We start from the raw sequence: 17,547 nt of genomic DNA, 5'->3' as shown, positions 1-17,547 counted from the left end.
CGAAGGGCACCCGGTGACCGGGTGCCCTTCGGGGAGAGCAGTGATCAGCGACGGATCACGTGTCCTGCCTGGCGTGCTCCTCGACCTCGCTGTCGTCCTCGGTGTCGACCGCCGTGTGGTCGAGCTCGTGCAGCTGACCCTCGATGTAGGTCTTGAGACGACCGCGGTAGTCGCGCTCGAAGCCCCGCAGCTGCTCGATCTTGCGCTCGAGCACCGTCCGCTGCTCACCGAGCTCGGCGAGGATGGACGCCTTGCGCTGCTGTGCCTCGTGGACCATGCCGGTGGAGCGCTCACGCGCCTCGGTGATGAGCTCCTCGCGCTTGCTCGTGGCCTCGGCGAGCATCGTGTCGTGCTGCGACTTCGCCGTCGTCACGAGCTCGTCGTGCTGCGCCTGGGCGGTGCTCACGAGCTCGTCGTGCCTGGCCTGACCCGTGCTGACCAGCTCGTCGTGCTGCGACTGGCCACTGGTGACCAGCTCGTCGTGCTTGCTCTCGCCGGTGCTCAGCAGCTCGTCGTGCCGCGCCTGGGCCTCACGCACGAGCTCGTCACGACGGCTCTCGCCCGCAGACACGTGCTCGTCGTGGAGTCGCTGGGCCAGGGCGAGGACACCCGCTGCCGAACCGGCACCCATGGCGCCTGCTCCGGCGACGGCAGCAGCGTCGGAACCCTGGTCGTCCTGCGCCGCTCCCTGCGCGTTGGCGACACGCTGCTGGGCCTCGGACTCGGCCTGCTCGGCGTCCGCCTGCGCCTGCTGGATCCGGCGCTGGGCCTCGGCCTCGGCCTCTTCGACGCGGGCACGCAGGGTGGCGAGCTGCTCGTCGGCGTTGTCGTTGGCCTTGGCGTAGACGGCCTCGCGCTCCTGCTCGTTCTGCGCCGACGCGGCCTCGCGCTCGGCGCGCTCACGATCGCGCTCGGTGGCGAGGGTGTCGCGCTCAGCCACGAGGGAGTCGCGCTCGCTGACCAGGGCGTCGTGCTGGTCGCGGAGCTGGGCGATCTCACGGTCGGACTCGCCGAGCTGGTGCTCGAGGTCCTTGACCCGGTTCTCGAGCTCGTTGTTGCGCTGGGAGAGGCCATCGGCTTCGCCCTTGTCCTCGTCGGCTTGGCTCTTGCCCTCGAGCTCCTCGAGCTCGCGCACCCGCGCCTCGAGCTCGGAGTTGCGACCCTCGAGCTTGGAGATCTCGGCGGAGCGGTCGGGGACGACGGCGGCCGGTGCCGGCATGGCGGCGGTGACGGGCTCGAGGCCGCGGCCCTGACGGCAGTCGTTGAGCTGCTTGCGCACCTCGTCGTCCGCCTTGGTCATGCGACGCATCTCGGCGACGATGTCATCGAGGAAGTCATCGACCTCGCGCTCGTCGTAGCCGCGTCGGAACTGGGTGGTCGTGAACGTCTTGTTGAGGACATCCTCGGGCGACAACGCCATGTCAACTCCTCTGTGTCAGTCGGTTCGGGGACGCCGGGCATCACGGAGGACACACGGCTCAGCGATCCAGACTAGAGGATGTAGATCAGGAGGTAGAGCGCGAGGACCAGAACGAGGAACGCCAGGTCGATCGACGCCCCGCCGAGGCGCAGTGGCGGGATGACCTTCCGCAGTGCGTTCAGTGGCGGGTCGGTCAGGGTGTAGACCGCTTCGGCGATGACGAGCATCACTCCGCGCGGTCGCCAGTCACGGGCGAACACTCGAATCCAGTCCAGGATGAGGCGCCCGAAGACCACCATCAGGTAGAGCCAGACGATGAATTCGAGCAGGGCACGCACGGTGTTCATGCGGACCAGTGTGCGGGACCGGGCTGGGTCCGGAGGGCGGCGGGGTCAGCTCTGGTTGAAGAGCGTGCGACCGGGGACGGCGCCGGACTCCTCGGCGTGGACCTCGACGGTCGACGGCGAGAGCAGGAAGACCTTGGCGGTGACCCGCTCGATCGCTCCATGGAGACCGAAGACGAGCCCTGCGGCGAAGTCGACGAGGCGCTTGGCGTCGGCGTCGTCCATGTCGGTGAGGTTCATGATGACGGGGGTGCCGTCACGGAAGTTCTCGCCGATCGTCTTGGCCTCGTTGTAGGTGCGCGGGTGAATCGTCGTGATCCGTGACATGCCCGTGGCCTCCGGTGTGCGCACGACCTGCGCGACGCTGCGTCGGTTGGCCAGCGGGGTGACCTCGGCGGCCCGCTCCCGTGGCTCCCTGGTCTCCTCCGAGTCGAGGCCCTCGTCGGTGTCGTACTCGTCGTAGGCGTCGTCGTAGTAACGGCCCTCGTCCTCGGCCAGGCCGAGATAGACCATCGTCTTGCGCAGCGCGCCAGCCATGAGAGCTCCTCGTACGAATCGGCGACCGGTGTGGTCAGTGGTTCGACGACGAAGTTACCCAAGTGAGGGGCGAGAACCGAGTATTGCCGTCCCGACACGCAGGTGTGTCGCTCCCTCGCCGACGGCAGCCTCCAGATCGCCGCTCATCCCGGCCGAGATCCACGTCGCATCCGGATGATCTGCGCGTATGCCGTGTGCCACCTCGCGCAGTCGGGCGAAGGGGGCCCTCGGGTCACCCTCGCGAGGTGCCACGGCCATGACCCCCCGAAGGCTGAGGCAGTGGGACTCCGCCACGAGGTCGGCGAGCGCCGCGACGTCGCCCGGTGCGACTCCGGCGCGGCCCGGGGCCTCGTCGAGCGACACCTGGAGGAGGACGTCCACCCGCCGGTCGGCGCGCTGAGCCGCACGGTCCAACGCCGTGACGATCTTGGCCCGGTCGACGGACTGCACCACGTCGGCGTAGGCAGCGACGTGGCCGGCCTTGTTGGACTGGAGCTGACCGATGAAGTGCACCATGACGTCTCGACGGTGCGACAGCTCAGCGACCTTGGCGCTGGCCTCCTGGTCTTTATTCTCACCGATGTGTCGGACACCCAGGTCGGCCAGCAGGTCGACATCACTGGCCGGGAAGTACTTCGTCACGACGACGAGCTCGATCTCCGCGGCATCTCGCCCGGCCGCCGAGGCCGCGCCCGCGATGCGCTCATGGACCCTCGCCAGGTTGGCCTCGAGCTCGGCCCGGCGTCCGGTCATGAGGCGCCTCGCACGATCACTCCCGCGAACCGGCCGGTCGTGCCGTCGCGACGGTAGGAGAACAGGGACTCGTCCTCGCGGGCGCAGCCCGGCACCCAGGTGATCTCGTCCACGCCGGCTCCTCGCAGCTGGGCGACGACACCGGCGGCGACGTCGATGGCCGGCGTTCCCGTCCACGACACGGCTCGCGCCTCCGGGGCCACGGCCGCGGCGTCCTCACGCATGCCCAGCGGAACTTCGTAGCAACGGCCACACACGCTCGGACCGACCACTGCCGCGATGTCGGTCGCACCGAGACCTGCCATGGCCTCGATCGCCTGTGACACAACGCTTTTGGTCATGCCGGGGCGCCCCGCGTGGACCGCACCGACGACGCCCGCCGCCTGGTCCGACAGCAGGACGGGCGTGCAGTCCGCCACCAGCACGGCGAGGGCCAGGCCCGGCGTCGAGGTGACGACTCCGTCGACGACGAGCGGGCCATCCGGTCGCTCGCTGATCACGGCCACGTCAGCGCCGTGGCACTGGTCCATGAAGACGAGGTGGGCGAGGTCGACGCCCAGCGACCGCGCCACCCGGAACCGGTTCTCCCGCACCGCATCCGGGGCATCGCCCACATGACCACCCAGGTTGAGGCCGGCATACGCCCCCACGCTGACGCCGTCCGAGCGGTCGGTGAAGGCACGGCGAATCCCGCCCACGTCGTCACGCCAGAAGAACACGTCACCACCGTAGACGCGACGAGGGCGACCGGTGGAACCGGTCGCCCTCGTCGTGATCAGCGCTCAGGCGCTCACTTCAGGAAGTCGGGCACGTCCAGGTCGTCGCCGTCGTCGAAGGTCACGGTGCGCGGCGGGGTCGGGCGCTGCTCCCCCTCGGCGCTGCGCTGCACGGGCGCTCCCTCCGTCGCCGGACGAACCGGCTCACCGTTGGTGGCGACCGGCGGGGAAGCCGTACCGGGAGCGGACTGGCGGTGGGCCTCCCCCTGGGGTGCGGGACGCAGGGCCGGCTGGCCCTGCTGCCCCTGGCCCTGCTGCCCCTGCTGGAACTGCTGCTGGCCCGTGGACTGCTGCGCTGCTGCGGCCTGCTGGGTCTTGCTCGGCCCCTGGATGCTGCCGATCCCGCGCTCGTCCGGACGCTTGACCGGAGTGCCCCCGTCGAAGCCGGCCGCGATGACGGTCACGCGCACCTCGTCGCCGAGGGCGTCGTCGATGACTGCACCGAAGATGATGTTGGCCTCCGGGTGCGCGGCCTCCTGGACGAGGCGGGCGGCCTCGTTGATCTCGAAGAGGCCGAGGTCGCTGCCGCCCTGGATCGAGAGGAGCACGCCGTGCGCCCCGTCGATGCTCGCCTCGAGGAGCGGGCTCGAGATGGCGAGCTCTGCGGCCTGGACGGCCCGGTCCTCGCCGCGGGCCGAACCGATGCCCATGAGCGCGGAGCCGGCCCCCTGCATGACCGACTTGACGTCGGCGAAGTCGAGGTTGATCAGGCCCGGGGTGGTGATGAGGTCGGTGATGCCCTGGACACCCGAGAGCAGCACCTGGTCGGCGCTGCGGAAGGCGTCGAGCATCGAGACGGCACGGTCGCTGATCGAGAGCAGGCGGTCGTTGGGGATCACGATGAGGGTGTCGACCTCTTCGCGCAGACCGGCGATGCCCGACTCGGCCTGGTTGGCACGCCGGCGACCCTCGAAGGTGAACGGCCGGGTGACGACGCCGATCGTCAACGCTCCGAGGCCTCGGGCGATGCGCGCGACGACGGGAGCCCCACCCGTGCCCGTGCCACCGCCCTCACCGGCGGTCACGAAGACCATGTCGGCCCCCTTGAGGACCTCCTCGATCTCCTCGGCGTGGTCCTCGGCGGCCTTCTTGCCGACCTCGGGGTCGGCGCCGGCGCCGAGCCCGCGGGTCAGCTCGCGGCCGACGTCGAGTTTGACGTCGGCGTCACTCATGAGCAGTGCCTGGGCATCGGTGTTGATCGCGATGAACTCGACACCCTTGAGCCCGACCTCGATCATCCGGTTGATGGCGTTGACACCACCACCACCGATGCCGACGACCTTGATGACGGCCAAGTAGTTCTGGGGTGTTGCCACGGTGAGGGCCTCTCCTGAGATTGCTGGGTGCTCGAGCTGGTGGTGCGACGTGCCGGTCAGGTCGTCACAAGGCTGGTGCTGCGGACCCCTGAGTCTCGACCTCAGGTCAAGGGTCACAGTTTGATTCCGAACCGTTGGCCTGACGCTAGGCGTCGGCGCGGTGTCATGCAACGAGCGCAAGGGCGTGTCGCGGGCGGGTCCGACGATTGTTCCTCACCCACGTCACTTGCGTCACACCACCCCCATCTCCCCCACAACGCCCGCCGTTGGTGGCGCGACACAGGACGAGCAGTGCCAGCGGCAGGTCAGCGGGTGACGGGGCTGTCCGGTGCGCTGACGTCGATGGTTCCGGGCTTGGTCGGCAGGAGCGCGCGAAGGATCTCGAGCTTGCGCTCCGCCTCGTCGGCGCCACCCCAGACCACCCGGACGCCCGCCAGGTTGAACGACACGAGGTTCGCCGTGCTGACCTGGATCGCCGTGACCCGCTGGGTGAGGTCGGTGGGCAGCGTCTGGATCACCGAGAGGGCTGCCTCCAGAGCCGCCTTGGTCGTGCCCTTGGTCGACGCAGCGGACACGACGGGGATGCCGGCCGGCGGCGACGCCACCGTGTCGTAGGAGACGCCGGTGGCATCCACAACCTCAAGTTGACCCTGAGGGTTCTTGAGCACCAGCGCCGGCTGGCGAGCCACCACGCTGACCCGCAGGGTGCCGGGCCAGCCGCGCTCGACGGACACCTCGGCGATGGTTCGGCGAGAGCGGACCCTCTCCTCGACGTCGTCGAGGTCCACCCGGGCCAAGGGGGTGCCACGGTCGACGCCGACGAGCGAGGCCACCGCCGTCCGGTCGGCGCCGGTCACGCCGGCCACCTGGATCGAGCGCACAGCGAAGACCGGGCTCCAGAAGGCGAGCCAGACTCCGGCCGACGCGACGAGGACGGCGAGCATCGCCCACAGGACGCGGCGCCAGGGGCGACGGCGGCGAGCGAGCGCTCGCTCCCGGAAGCGCGAGTCGGCGGACGCCAGCCCGCGCGCCGAGACCTCCACGCCGCTCACCGCGCTTCCAGGCTGTCGAGGACGAGACCGGCCAGGTCCGTGACGTCGCCGGCGCCGACCGTGAGGACGAGGTCGCCGGAAGCAGCGGCGGCGGCCAGTGCCCGCGCCACGTCGTCGAAGGTCCCCCCGACGGTGACGGTGCGCGGGCCCGGCAGGTCGCGCAGAGGCACCGCGATGAGGTCGCTCGTCACGCCCTCCATCGGCTGCTCCCGGGCTCCGTAGACGTCGAGGAGGGCGACGGTGTCGGCCGGAGCGAGACCGGCCGCGAACCCCTCGGCGAAGTCACGGGTGCGGGAGTACAGGTGAGGTTGGAAGGCGACGTGCAGGCGCCCACCCCGGCGGTCGGCGATCTCGGCCGCGGTGCGGACGACGGCTGCGACCTTGCCGACGTTGTGGGCGTAGTCGTCGACGACCGTGACTCCCCTGACCTCACCGCGCACTTCGAAACGGCGGCGCGCCCCGTCGAAGCCGGCGAGACCCTCGAGGACCAGGGTGCTGTCGGCCCCGAAACCAGCGGTCGCCGCGAGGTATGCCGCGGCGGCGTTGAGGGCGTTGTGCGGACCCGGCGTGGCGAGGCGCAGGTGCGCCGTGGTGCCGTCGGCCAGCTCCAGGGTCGTCGTCGTGCCGATGCCCTCGTCGTCGGGGCGGTGGTCGGTCAGCGTGAGGTCCGCCGACGCGGCGAAGCCATAGGTGAGGACACGAGTGTCCGACGACGCGGCGCGAGCGGCCAGGCGTGCCGATCCTGCGTCGTCGGCGCAGGCCACGAGCAGGCCCCCTGGCCGGAGCGAGGCGGCGAAGTCCGCGTAGGCCGCCTCCACGTTGTCGTAGGTGCCGTAGAAGTCGAGGTGGTCCGGCTGCACGTTGGTGACGACGGCGACCTCGGGGCCATAGACGAGGAAGGACCCGTCGCTCTCGTCGGCCTCGACGACGAACAGCTCACCACCTGTCCACGCCGCGTTGGTGCCCTGCCCGGTGAGCTCGCCCCCGGACGCGAAGGACGGGTCGAGCCCGGCCCGCTGCAGCGCGACGGTGAGCATCGACGTCGTCGTCGTCTTGCCGTTGGCGCCCGCGACGGCGACGGGTCGCGAGTCGTGCATCGTGGCCGCCAGGCCCTGGGAGCGGTGCAGCACCAGCCGTCCGGCTGCTCGGGCGGCGGCGAGCTCGACGTTGGTCTCGGGGATCGCCGAGGAGATGACGATCGTGTCGGCGTCGGCCACGTGCGCCGGGTCGTGTCCGACGAAGACCTGCGCACCCAGCCCGCGCAGCGCATCGAGAACGGGGCTGTCCCTGGAGTCGGATCCGCTCACGACGACGCCGCGGGCCAGCATGAGGCGAGCGACGGCGGACATGCCCGCACCACCGATGGCGATGAGGTGGACGCGGCCGAGACTGTCGAGCCCGGGGACCTCAGAGGTGAAGTCGAACCGGGGGCTGGGCGCCTCCACCGTCAGCCCTTCCCGGACGCGGCATCGGCGACGAGGTCGGCCAGCAGCTCGTCACCGTCACGCTCCCCCACGGACGCTGCGGCCGCTGCCATCTCGGCGAGCGCCGGCGCGTCCCGCAGCAGCGGGACGAGCGTGGTCTCGATCCAGGTCGTGGTGAGGTCGACGTCGTCGACGACGAGACCTCCCCCCGCAGCCACGACGGCACGCGCGTTGAGGCTCTGCTCACCGTTGCCGATGGGCAGGGGGACATAGGCCGCCGGGAGCCCGACCGCCGTGAGCTCGCACACCGTGTTGGCCCCGGAGCGCGCCACGACGATGTCGGCAGCGGCATACGCCAGCTCCATGTGGTCCGCATAGGGGACGACGACATAGGGTGCGCCACCATCGGACGCGACGGGGAACTCCTTGCCGGCACCGGTCACGTGCAGGACCTGGACCCCCGCCGCACCGAGGAAGCCGACGGCCCCGTGGAAGGCCTCGTTGATGCGCTGCGCACCGAGCGAGCCTCCGGTGACGAGGACGGTCGGCCACTGCGGGTCGAGGCCGAAGTGCGCGAGCGCCTCGGCCCGGCGGGCCTTGCGGTCGAGCAGCGCGATCTCGCGCCGCAACGGCATACCCGTCACGGTCGCACCGGGCAACGGCGTGTCCGGGAAGGTGACGGCGACATGCCTGGCGAAGCGGGAGCCGAGCTTGTTGGCCAGGCCGGGACGGGCGTTCTGCTCATGGACGACGACCGGTATGCCGCGTCGCCGGGCGGCGAGGTAGGCCGGCGTCGACACGTAGCCACCGAAGCCGACGACCACCTGCGCGTCGGCGGAGCCCATGGCGTCGTCCGCGGCCTGGACGGCTCGACGCAGCGAGCCCGGAAGGCGCAGCAACGCGGCCGAGGGCCGGCGCGGCATCGGCACCTTGGGGATGACCTCGAGGTCGTAGCCGCGGGCCGGCACGAGTCGCGCCTCGAGGCCCTCGGCTGTGCCGAGGGCGGTGATGCGGACGTCGGGCTCACGCCGACGCAGGCAGTCGGCGAGGGCGAGCAGCGGCGAGACGTGCCCGGCGGTGCCCCCGCCCGCGAGGACGACCGAACCAAGGCCAGCGGACGTCCCGGTCATGAGCGCGACCCCCGCTTCGGCAGAACGGCGAAGGAGCGCCTGAGGAGGGACGGTCGCGCGGCGAGGGCCTTGGCGCAGCCCGGTTCGGCCCGCGCGAAGGAGAGGAGGATGCCGAGCGCGAGCATGGTCGTCACGAGGGAGGACCCGCCCGAGGAGACGAACGGCAGGGGCACTCCGATGACCGGGAGCAGCCCGATGACGGACCCGACGTTGATCATGGCCTGGACGACGATCCAGCTCATGATGCCGGCCGTGGCGATGCGCACGAAGAAGTCGGAGCTTCGCATCACGAGGCGGTAGCAGGCCAGGGCCAGGACGACGAAGAGGGCGAGCACCATGATCGTGCCGGGCAGGCCCAGCTCCTCGCCGATGATCGCGAAGATGAAGTCGTTGTGCGGCTCGGAGAGCCACTCCCACTTCTCGCGGGACTGGCCCAGGCCCACCCCGGTCCACCCGCCGTCGGCGAGGGCGTAGCGCCCGTGGATCGACTGCCGCGCCATGCCGGTGGGGTCGGTGTCACGGCCCAGCCAGACGTCGAAGCGGCCGAGCCGGTTGGGGCTCGTGATGACGAAGGCCACGGCCATGGCCGCGAAGGCCGCGGCGGACAGCGCGAACCATCGCCCCGGGACGCCTGCGGTGAACATCGCGCCGCCGACCACGGCCGACAGGATGAGGACCGTGCCGAGGTCGTGGCCGAGGAGGACGAGACAGATCGCCAGCATCGCGAGCGGGAAGACGTAGGGGACGAGGGCGTGACCCACCCGGTTGAGCCGCTTGCGCTTGGCCGACAGGATGAGGCCGCCGCTGAGGGCCAGGCCCACCTTGAGCAGCTCTGAGGGCTGCATCGTGAAGACCTTGAAGTCCAGCCAGTTGCGGTTGCCCTGGACGTCGAACCCGAGGGGCGTGAAGACCAGCACCTGGAGGACGAGTGCGGCGCCGACCAACGGCAGCGCCAGCCTCTTCCAGGTCGCCACGGACAGGCGCGACGCGACGACCAGCGCCACCCCGCCGATGATGGCGAAGACGAGCTGGCTGATGAAGATCGAGTAGGCGGTGCCGGAGTCGGTCGCGTTGAGCGAGGTGACCGTCGAGGCGGAGAGCACCATGATGAGGCCGAAGCCGACGAGGATCGAGGTGACACCGGTCAGGACGTAGTACGTCGTGACCGGCCGGTCGAGCCGCTCGAGCCACTCGGCGACGCCGAGACCGCGGCCGCTCCTCGCCGAGCTCTTGGACTCCTTGACCGAACCGGTCGTGCTGCTCACGTGCTCACTCCCCCGAAGCAGCGCGGCGGAGCACCGCCTCGGCGAAGGCGTCTCCGCGTGCGCCGTAGTTGTCGAACATGTCCATCGACGCGGCCGCCGGCGCGAGCAGCACGACGTCGCCCGGCTGAGCGAGCGACGCGGCCTGCGAGACGACGCGATCCATGGCTCCAGTGTCCGTGTCGGCGACGTCGACGACGGGGACATCGGGCGCGTGTCGGGCAAGCGCGTCGGCGATCAGCGCGCGGTCGCGACCGATGAGCACGACCCCCCGCAGACGAGGAGCGGCGGTGCGCACGAGGTCGTCGACGTCGGCTCCCTTGAGGAGCCCTCCGGCGACCCAGACGACCTGCTCGTATGCCGTGAGCGAGGCTGCCGCTGCGTGCGGGTTGGTCGCCTTGGAGTCGTCGACGTAGCGCACCTCGGCCAGGGTGGCGACGTGGGCGATGCGGTGGGCCTCGGGCCGGAAGGAGCGCAGTCCCGCGCGCACGGCAGCGGGCTCGACCCCGTGGGCCCGGGCCAGCGCCGCTGCGGCGAGGGCGTTGGCGACGAGGTGGGGCGCCACGTCCGGCGCGTCGCCGCGCAGGTCCTCGACCGTCGCGAGCTCGGCTGCGGCGTGGCGGCGCTGCTCGACGAAGGCGCGGTCGGCGAGGACGTCACCCACGAGCCCGAGCATCGACGGGGCCGGCGTGCCCAGGGTGAAGCCGACGGCGCGGCACCCGTCCTGGACCTCGGCGTCCTCGACGAGGCGTTCGGTCTGGGGGTCGTCGACGTTGTAGATGCAGGCGACCTGCGTGCCGGAGTAGACCTTGCCCTTGGCGGCGAGGTAGTCCTCATAGCTGCCGTGCCAGTCGACGTGGTCGGGTGCGACGTTGAGGCACACCGAGGCCTGGGGCCGGATCGAGTCCGACCAGTGCAGCTGGAAGCTCGAGAAGCTCGACGGCGATGGCGTCGAAGGGCTGCGGGTCCATGATCGCCTCGAGGATCGGCGTGCCGACGTTGCCGGCGCTGATCGCGCGCTTGCCCGCGGCCCGCAGGATCGAGGTGAGCATCTGGACCGTCGTCGTCTTGCCGTTGGTCCCGGTGACGGTGAGCCACGGCGCCGCCCCCTCGAGGGGGCGCATCCGCCAGGCGAGCTCGACCTCGCCCCAGATCGCGACACCCGCCTTCGCGGCGGCGGCCAGCAGCGGCTGGGTCGGCGGCCATCCCGGGGAGGTGACGACGAGGTCGACCTGCTCGGACGGCATACCGGAGACGTGTTCGGGACCGAAGCGCAGCTCGGCGTCGAGGACCTCGAGGATACGTGCCCGCTCGGCCATGGCCGGCGACGAGTCGCCCGACGAGCCGTCGACGACGACGACGTGAGCACCCCTCTCCAGCAGGGCATCGGCGGCTGCGAAGCCACTGACACCCAGTCCGGCGACGAGGACGCGCAGCCCGGCCCAGTCGGCTTCGCGGTGGGTGAGCCGCTCCAGCCGATCCGTGGTGCCGGCGGTCATGCTGCGCCCACGACCCATTCGGCATAGAAGAGGCCCAGGCCCAGCGCGACGAAGAGACCGGCGATGATCCAGAACCGGATGACGATGGTGACCTCCTGCCAGCCGAGGAGCTCGAAGTGGTGCTGCAGCGGCGCCATCCGGAACACCCGTCTGCCGGTCGCCTTGAACGAGGCCACCTGGATGATGACGGAGAGGGTGATGGTGACGAACAGGCCACCGAGGATGACGACGAGGAACTCGGTGCGGGTGACGATCGCCAGTCCGGCGAGCAGGCCGCCGAGGGCCAGCGACCCCGTGTCGCCCATGAAGATCTTGGCCGGTGAGGCGTTCCACCAGAGGAAGCCGAAGCAGGCGCCCATGGCAGCCGCCGCGACGATGGCGATGTCGAGCGGGTCTCGCACCTCGTAGCACTTGATGCCGACGCCGGCGTCGGTCTGGCAGTTCTGGTTGAACTGCCAGATCCCGATGAGCACGTAGGCCGCGAAGGTCATCACCGACGCGCCGGTGGCCAGGCCGTCGAGGCCGTCGGTGAGGTTCACGCCGTTGCTCGTGCCGGCGATGATGACGTTGGCGAAGAGGATGAAGAGCAGCACGCCGACGATCGTCCCCGCGAAGGCCAGGTCGAGGTTGGTGTCCCGGACGAACGAGATCTTCGTCGAGGCCGGGGTGCGCCCCGAGTCGTTGGGGAACTGCAGGGCGAGGATCGCGAAGATCACGGCCACGGCGGTCTGGCCGGCGAGCTTCTGCTTGGACCGGAGCCCGAGGCTGCGCTGCCTGCTGATCTTGATGTAGTCGTCGAGGAAGCCGACGAGCCCCAGGCCCGCCATGAGGAAGAGCACGAGGACACCGCTCCAGCTGGGCGCCGTCCAGAAGACGAGGTGCGCCATGGCGTAGGCCGACAGGGTCGCGCCGACGATGACGGCGCCCCCCATGGTCGGGGTCCCGCGCTTGGTGTGGTGCGACGTGGGTCCGTCGTCGCGGATGAACTGGCCGTAGCCCTGCTTCACCAGCCACTTGATGAACATGGGGGTGCCGAAGAGCGCGACGACCAGGCTGACCACCGCAGCGACGAGCACGGCCTTCACTGGGGGTCCTCCTGGGTGGTGCGGTTCTCGGTCATCCGTGGGACGGAGGTGAGTCTGTCTCCGAGCCACCGTAGACCTGCATCTCGGCTCGACTTGAACAACACGACGTCGCCTGGCTCGACTTCTGCGCGGAGCAGCGCCTCGGCGGCGTCGGCGTCGAGGACCCAGCGGATCCGGGTGCCCTCGATGGGCGCGATGTCGGCCATCGGGCGGGCGGTCTCGCCGACGACGACGAGCTCGTCGACACCTCGGCGCTGCGCCTCGGCACCGACCTCGGCGTGGTCGGCGTCGGACTCGTCCCCGAGCTCGAGCATCGAGCCGAGGACGGCCCAGGTGCGCCGCCCCTCCCCCATGGACTCGAGCGCCGCGAGGGCGGCTCTCATCGAGTCGGGGTTGGCGTTGTAGGCGTCGTTGACGACGGTCACCCCGTCGGGGCGTTCGGTGACCTCCATGCGCCAGCGGCTGACGATGCCGGCCTCGGCGATCGACGTGGTCGCCGCTCGAAGGGGTATGCCGCATTCCAGGGCTACTGCGAGCACGGCCAGGGCGTTGCCCACATGGTGTCGGCCGACGAGGCGCAGCGCGATGGCGACCTCGCCCGCGGGGGTGATGGCGCGGAAGCTCGCGCGGCCGTCGCTGCCCACGCTGACGTCCTCGGCGCGGACGTCTGAGTCCTCGGCCTCACCGACGAGCACCACCCGGGCATCGGTGCGGGCAGCCATGGCTCGCACGACCGGGTCGTCGGCGTTGAGGACGGCGACGCCGTCGCGGGGCAGGGCCTGCACCAGCTCGGCCTTGGCCGTGGCGATGGCCTCGCGAGAGCCGAACTCGCCGACGTGGGCGGTGCCGACGTTGAGGACGACACCGATGCGGGGTGGTGCGATGCGGGTGAGGTAGTCGATGTGGCCGATGCCCCGGGCGCCCATCTCGACGACGAGGAACCTCGTCTCCGGGGTGACCCGGGTGACGGTGAGCGGCACCCCGACCTCGGAGTTGTAGGAGCCGACCGGTGCGACCGTCGGGGCAGCAGCAGCCAGGACCGTGCCGAGCAGGTCCTTGGTGCTCGTCTTGCCGGACGATCCGGTGATGCCGATGACGGTGAGGTCGGTCGCCCGGTCGAGCACGGCGCGCGAGATGGCGACGAAGGCGGCCTGGACGTCGGCGACGACGACGCAGGGAAGCTCCTGGACAAGGCGGCTCGTGAGCGCAGCGACGGCCCCGTTGTCCCGGGCCGCAGCGACGAACTGGTGGCCGTCCATGGCCTCGCCGATGCGCGCGACGTAGAGACTGCCGGCCTCCGCCTCACGCGAGTCGGTGACGACGGCTCCGGTGATGACGGGTTGCTCAGCGGAGTCCGCGGGGCCGTGGAGCGTGCCGCCGGTGAGGTCGGCGATCTCGGCGAGGGAGAGGGCGATCACGACGACACTCCTTGGTCTTCGAGCGCGGCGCGCAGCTCGTCGCGGTCGTCGAACGGGTGGATGACCCCGGCGATCTCCTGACCGGTCTCGTGACCCTTGCCGACGACCGCGACGACAGACCCCGGACCACCCTCGCGGGCGAGGCGGACGGCCTGCCGGATGGCGTCCCGGCGTCCGTCGACCTCGACGAGGAGGGAGGAAGAGTCGAGGGACCGCGCACCCTCGAGCACGGCGGCACGAATCTGCGCCGCGTCCTCGCCACGCGGGTTGTCGTCGGTGATGACCACGACGTCGGCGATGCCGGCGGCCGCGCGACCCATGCCGTGGCGCTTGCCACGGTCACGGTCCCCGCCGGCCCCGAGCACGACGACGAGGCGGCCGGTCGTCGACGGGCGCAGGGCTGCCAGCGCTGCCTCGACCGCGTCCGGGGTGTGGGCGTAGTCGACGACCGCGAGGAGACCGTCGTCCACGGAGTCGCCGGAGGCAATGACCTTCTCCATCCGACCGGGGACGTGCGGGTCGGTGAGGATCGCCCGCCCGACCGCGTCCGTGTCCTCGCCGAGCAGCAGCAGGGCCACCGCGGCCATGGCCGTGTTGGCCACGTTGAAGTCCCCGGGGAGGGCCGAGCGCAGGTCGAGCTCGATGTCCCTGCCCCGCAGCCGGAATCGCGCCGGCTCGCCGGCGTCGACGCTCACCCTCCAGTCGGCCGACTGGTCCTCGTGCGTCGTCAGGGTCGTCACGGGGACGGCCGACTCCCGTGCCAGACGGCGGCCCCAGTCGTCGTCGACACAGACCAGAGCACGCGCCGATCGCTTGGGCGTGAACAGCTGTGCCTTGGCCGAGAAGTAGTCCTCCATGTCGGCGTGGAAGTCGAGGTGGTCCTGCGAGAGGTTCGTGAAGAGAGCGAGGTCATAGACCACGCCGTCGACGCGGTGCTGGCTCAGCGCGTGGCTGGAGACCTCCATGACGCAGGTGTCGGTGTCGCGCTCCTCCATCACCGCGAGGATGGAGTGGAGATCGGTCGACTCCGGCGTGGTGCGCACGCTCTTGATCCGCTCGTCCCCGATGCGGGTCTCGACCGTGCCGATGAGCCCCGTCCGGTGCCCGAGCACGTCGAGGGCGCCGGCCACGAGGTAGGCCGTCGTCGTCTTGCCGTTGGTGCCCGTGATCCCCACCATCGTGAGCCCCTGGTCGGTCGTGCCATAGATCCTGGCGGCGACCGAACCGAGGACCGACCGGGGGTCCTCCACGACGACCACCGGCAGGTCGACGCCGGCGGCCCGCAGGCGCTCGAGGCCGGCCGCGTCGGTGAGGACGGCGGCCGCGCCCGCCTGCGAGGCCTGCGCCGCGAAGTCGGCGCCGTGGGCCGTCGAACCGGGCAGAGCGGCATACAGGTCGCCGGGTCGCACGGCGCGCGAGTCGAGCGTCACACCGGTGACGAGGAGGTCGTCGGCGTCGAGCCAGCCGTCCGTGGAGGCGCCGACGAGCAGCGCGAGGTCACGCAGGCTCGAGCTGGTCAGGGAGGCGGGTCGGGGTGCAGACACGACCAGTCAGACTACTTGCCGCGACTGCGTGGTTTGTCCCGCAGCGTGTCGGGGTTCGACGCGGCCTCCTGCGGTGTGACCGAGATCTGGATGGGCGCCTTGGTCGTGCCGGTCGGCGGGATCTTGAGCTCCTGCAGCGCGTAGGTCATGACGTCGTGGAAGACGGGGCCCGAGACCGTGCCGCCGTAGATGCTGGCGTTGGGTCGCTGGATGATGACGGCCACGACGATCTCGGGGTCGTCGGCGGGGGCGTAGCCGATGAAGCTCGCCGTCATGCCGCTGTACCGGCCCAGGCTCGGGTCGTAGAAGTCGGCGGTGCCGGTCTTGCCGGCGACGCGGTAGCCGGGGATCTGCGCCTGCGGGGCCGTGCCCTCCCTGGAGACCGCACCCTCCAGCATGGCGTTGACCTGGGTCGCGGTCGCCTCGGAGATGACGCGCGTACCCGGCTTCTTGGCCGCCTTGGTGAGGGTGCCGTTGGCGTCCTTCGTGCCCTGGATGAGGCTCGGTGTCATGCGCATCCCGCCGTTGGCGATGGTCTGGAATACCGAGGCGGCCTGGATGGCGGTGACCGACAGGCCCTGTCCGAACATCACCGTCGAGCGCTGGGTGCCGCTCCACTTCTCTGACGGCGCGAGGAGGCCGGCGGACTCCCCCGGGAAGCCCATGCCGGACTTCGACCCGAGGCCGAACTTGCGGTAGTACTCCTCGAGGCGCTTGGGCTCGAGGGTCTCGCCGATGAGGATGGTGCCGATGTTGCTCGACTCGGCGAGCGCGCCCGCGACCGTGCGGTGGAGGGTCGCGTGGTCGTGGCTGTCCTTGAAGGAGACGTCGAAGCGCTTCATCCGGTTCGGGATGACGACCGGCTGGTCCGGGGTGACTCGCTTGTCCTCGAGGGCAGCCGCCACGGTCATGACCTTGGCGGTGGACCCGGGCTCGAAGACGTCGTTGAGTGCCTTGTTGACCAGGCTCCCCTTGGCACGGCCGATGTCGTTGGGGTCGTAGGTCGGGTAGGACGCCAGGGCGAGGATCTCGCTGGTCTTGGCGTTCATGACCACGGCGGTCCCGGACTGGCCACCCATCTTGGCCATCTGCTGGGCGATGGCGTTCTGGGCGTACCACTGGATGTTGGAGTTCACCGTGAGGGTGACGTCCCCCCCGTCGACGGCCGCGACGCCGCCCTGTCGTCCTCCGGGGATCTTGGAGCCGTTGGGGGCCTTCTCGAAGATCGAGTGGCCCGGGGTGCCCTTGAGTGCCTCGTCCATCATCGACTCGAGACCACCACCGGCAGCCCCGTCGTTGGTGACGAAGCCGACGAGCGAGGCGGAGTTCGGGCCCTGGGGGTAGACCCGCTCGGGCACGGCCTCGGCCGAGTCCTTGTAGATGCCCGGGATGCCGAGCTTGGCGATCTTGCGCCAGGTCAACGGGCTCACCTTGCGGTCGAGGACCTGGTAACGGCCCGTGCCGCCCAGCTTGGAGCGCAGGTCGTCGACGCTGCGACCGAGCAGGGGTGACAGCGCCGTGGCGGCGAGGTCGACGGCGGCCGCGCTCGTCGCGGGGCTGCATGCCTTCTTGTCCTTCTGCCGGTAGGTGCAGACGGCCGTCGGGTCCGCGACGACGGTCTCGCGGGCCCGGCTGGACGCGAGCACGACACCGTCGGAGGACATGATCTTGCCGCGCAGCGCCGGGATCTGGACCTTCTCGGTGCGCTGCTCGAGCGCCTCCGCGGCGACGGCCGACGAGTCGAAGCCCTGGATGCGGAGCAGCTGGGCGGCGAAGATGCTGAAGACGAACAGGGTGGCCACGGTCAGTCCGCGCATGCGGCGGCGCGGGTTGCCCGGAGGCTTGGGGGGGCGGGCAGGCCCCCTGCGAGCAGCAGGGCGGCGACGCGTGGGTGTCGTGGTGCGGGGCTTGCGCGGCCCGGCCGGTCGACCGGTCGGCTGCGCCTTGGACGACGCAGCGACCCTGGCCGACGGCGCGCCCTTGGCCG

Annotated in this window: 14 protein-coding genes and 1 pseudogene; all 15 read right to left on the bottom strand. The window is 70.8% G+C overall.

Translation table 11 applies throughout. The features are described from left to right. Positions 1 to 55 precede the first annotated feature (55 nt). Positions 56 to 1,420, bottom strand: a complete 1,365-nt coding sequence (locus ACZZ98_RS15975; protein ID WP_463517161.1) for a DivIVA domain-containing protein — start codon at positions 1,418 to 1,420, stop codon at positions 56 to 58. 71 nt (positions 1,421 to 1,491) lie between these two features. Then, positions 1,492 to 1,767: a YggT family protein gene (locus ACZZ98_RS15970; protein ID WP_380088845.1), complete on the bottom strand. Its 276-nt coding sequence runs from the start codon at positions 1,765 to 1,767 to the stop codon at positions 1,492 to 1,494. 45 nt (positions 1,768 to 1,812) lie between these two features. Beyond that, on the bottom strand, positions 1,813 to 2,301 hold the full coding sequence (locus ACZZ98_RS15965) for a cell division protein SepF (RefSeq protein ID WP_380088843.1): 489 nt from the start codon (positions 2,299 to 2,301) through the stop codon (positions 1,813 to 1,815). A 54-nt stretch (positions 2,302 to 2,355) separates the two neighbouring features. After that, positions 2,356 to 3,054, bottom strand: a complete 699-nt coding sequence (locus tag ACZZ98_RS15960; protein WP_463517160.1) for a YggS family pyridoxal phosphate-dependent enzyme — start codon at positions 3,052 to 3,054, stop codon at positions 2,356 to 2,358. Next, the gene (gene pgeF, locus ACZZ98_RS15955; protein ID WP_463517159.1) at positions 3,051 to 3,773 is read right to left on the bottom strand and encodes a peptidoglycan editing factor PgeF; all 723 of its coding nucleotides are present in this window, start codon (positions 3,771 to 3,773) and stop codon (positions 3,051 to 3,053) included. The genes ACZZ98_RS15960 and pgeF overlap by 4 nt, the downstream gene beginning before the upstream one ends. Before the next feature lie 71 nt (positions 3,774 to 3,844). Beyond that, the gene (ftsZ, locus tag ACZZ98_RS15950) at positions 3,845 to 5,146 is read right to left on the bottom strand and encodes a cell division protein FtsZ (protein WP_463517158.1); all 1,302 of its coding nucleotides are present in this window, start codon (positions 5,144 to 5,146) and stop codon (positions 3,845 to 3,847) included. Between the two features lie 305 nt (positions 5,147 to 5,451). After that, positions 5,452 to 6,198 (bottom strand): cell division protein FtsQ/DivIB, encoded by a 747-nt coding sequence (locus tag ACZZ98_RS15945; protein WP_463517157.1) that lies wholly within the window; start codon positions 6,196 to 6,198, stop codon positions 5,452 to 5,454. Beyond that, on the bottom strand, positions 6,195 to 7,643 hold the full coding sequence (gene murC, locus ACZZ98_RS15940; RefSeq protein WP_463517156.1) for a UDP-N-acetylmuramate--L-alanine ligase: 1,449 nt from the start codon (positions 7,641 to 7,643) through the stop codon (positions 6,195 to 6,197). Before murC ends, ACZZ98_RS15945 begins: the two co-directional genes overlap by 4 nt. Before the next feature lie 2 nt (positions 7,644 to 7,645). Next, positions 7,646 to 8,752 carry an undecaprenyldiphospho-muramoylpentapeptide beta-N-acetylglucosaminyltransferase gene (gene murG / locus ACZZ98_RS15935; RefSeq protein WP_463517155.1) on the bottom strand — a complete coding sequence of 369 codons (1,107 nt, stop codon included), beginning with the start codon at positions 8,750 to 8,752 and terminating at the stop codon, positions 7,646 to 7,648. After that, positions 8,749 to 10,017, bottom strand: a complete 1,269-nt coding sequence (ftsW, locus tag ACZZ98_RS15930; RefSeq protein ID WP_463517154.1) for a putative lipid II flippase FtsW — start codon at positions 10,015 to 10,017, stop codon at positions 8,749 to 8,751. Before ftsW ends, murG begins: the two co-directional genes overlap by 4 nt. 4 nt (positions 10,018 to 10,021) lie before the next feature. After that, a pseudogene (murD, locus tag ACZZ98_RS15925) lies at positions 10,022 to 11,531 on the bottom strand (UDP-N-acetylmuramoyl-L-alanine--D-glutamate ligase). Next, positions 11,510 to 12,598, bottom strand: coding sequence for a phospho-N-acetylmuramoyl-pentapeptide-transferase (gene mraY, locus ACZZ98_RS15920; RefSeq protein WP_463517153.1), 1,089 nt, complete (start codon positions 12,596 to 12,598; stop codon positions 11,510 to 11,512). Before mraY ends, murD begins: the two are co-directional and overlap by 22 nt. Beyond that, complete coding sequence (locus ACZZ98_RS15915) at positions 12,595 to 14,016, bottom strand: UDP-N-acetylmuramoyl-tripeptide--D-alanyl-D-alanine ligase (RefSeq protein WP_463517152.1); 1,422 nt, start codon at positions 14,014 to 14,016, stop codon at positions 12,595 to 12,597. The genes mraY and ACZZ98_RS15915 overlap by 4 nt, the downstream gene beginning before the upstream one ends. Continuing rightward, the gene (locus ACZZ98_RS15910) at positions 14,013 to 15,560 is read right to left on the bottom strand and encodes a UDP-N-acetylmuramoyl-L-alanyl-D-glutamate--2,6-diaminopimelate ligase (protein WP_463517151.1); all 1,548 of its coding nucleotides are present in this window, start codon (positions 15,558 to 15,560) and stop codon (positions 14,013 to 14,015) included. Before ACZZ98_RS15910 ends, ACZZ98_RS15915 begins: the two co-directional genes overlap by 4 nt. Positions 15,561 to 15,571: 11 nt before the next feature. Further along, a complete protein-coding gene (locus tag ACZZ98_RS15905) occupies positions 15,572 to 17,377 on the bottom strand; it encodes a peptidoglycan D,D-transpeptidase FtsI family protein (RefSeq protein WP_463517150.1) in 1,806 nt (601 codons plus the stop codon). Between the last annotated feature and the right edge of the window lie 170 nt (positions 17,378 to 17,547).

It is taken from the genome of Knoellia sp. AC549 (genome assembly GCF_979258975.1).
This window is presented reverse-complemented; position numbering and strand designations above follow the sequence as displayed.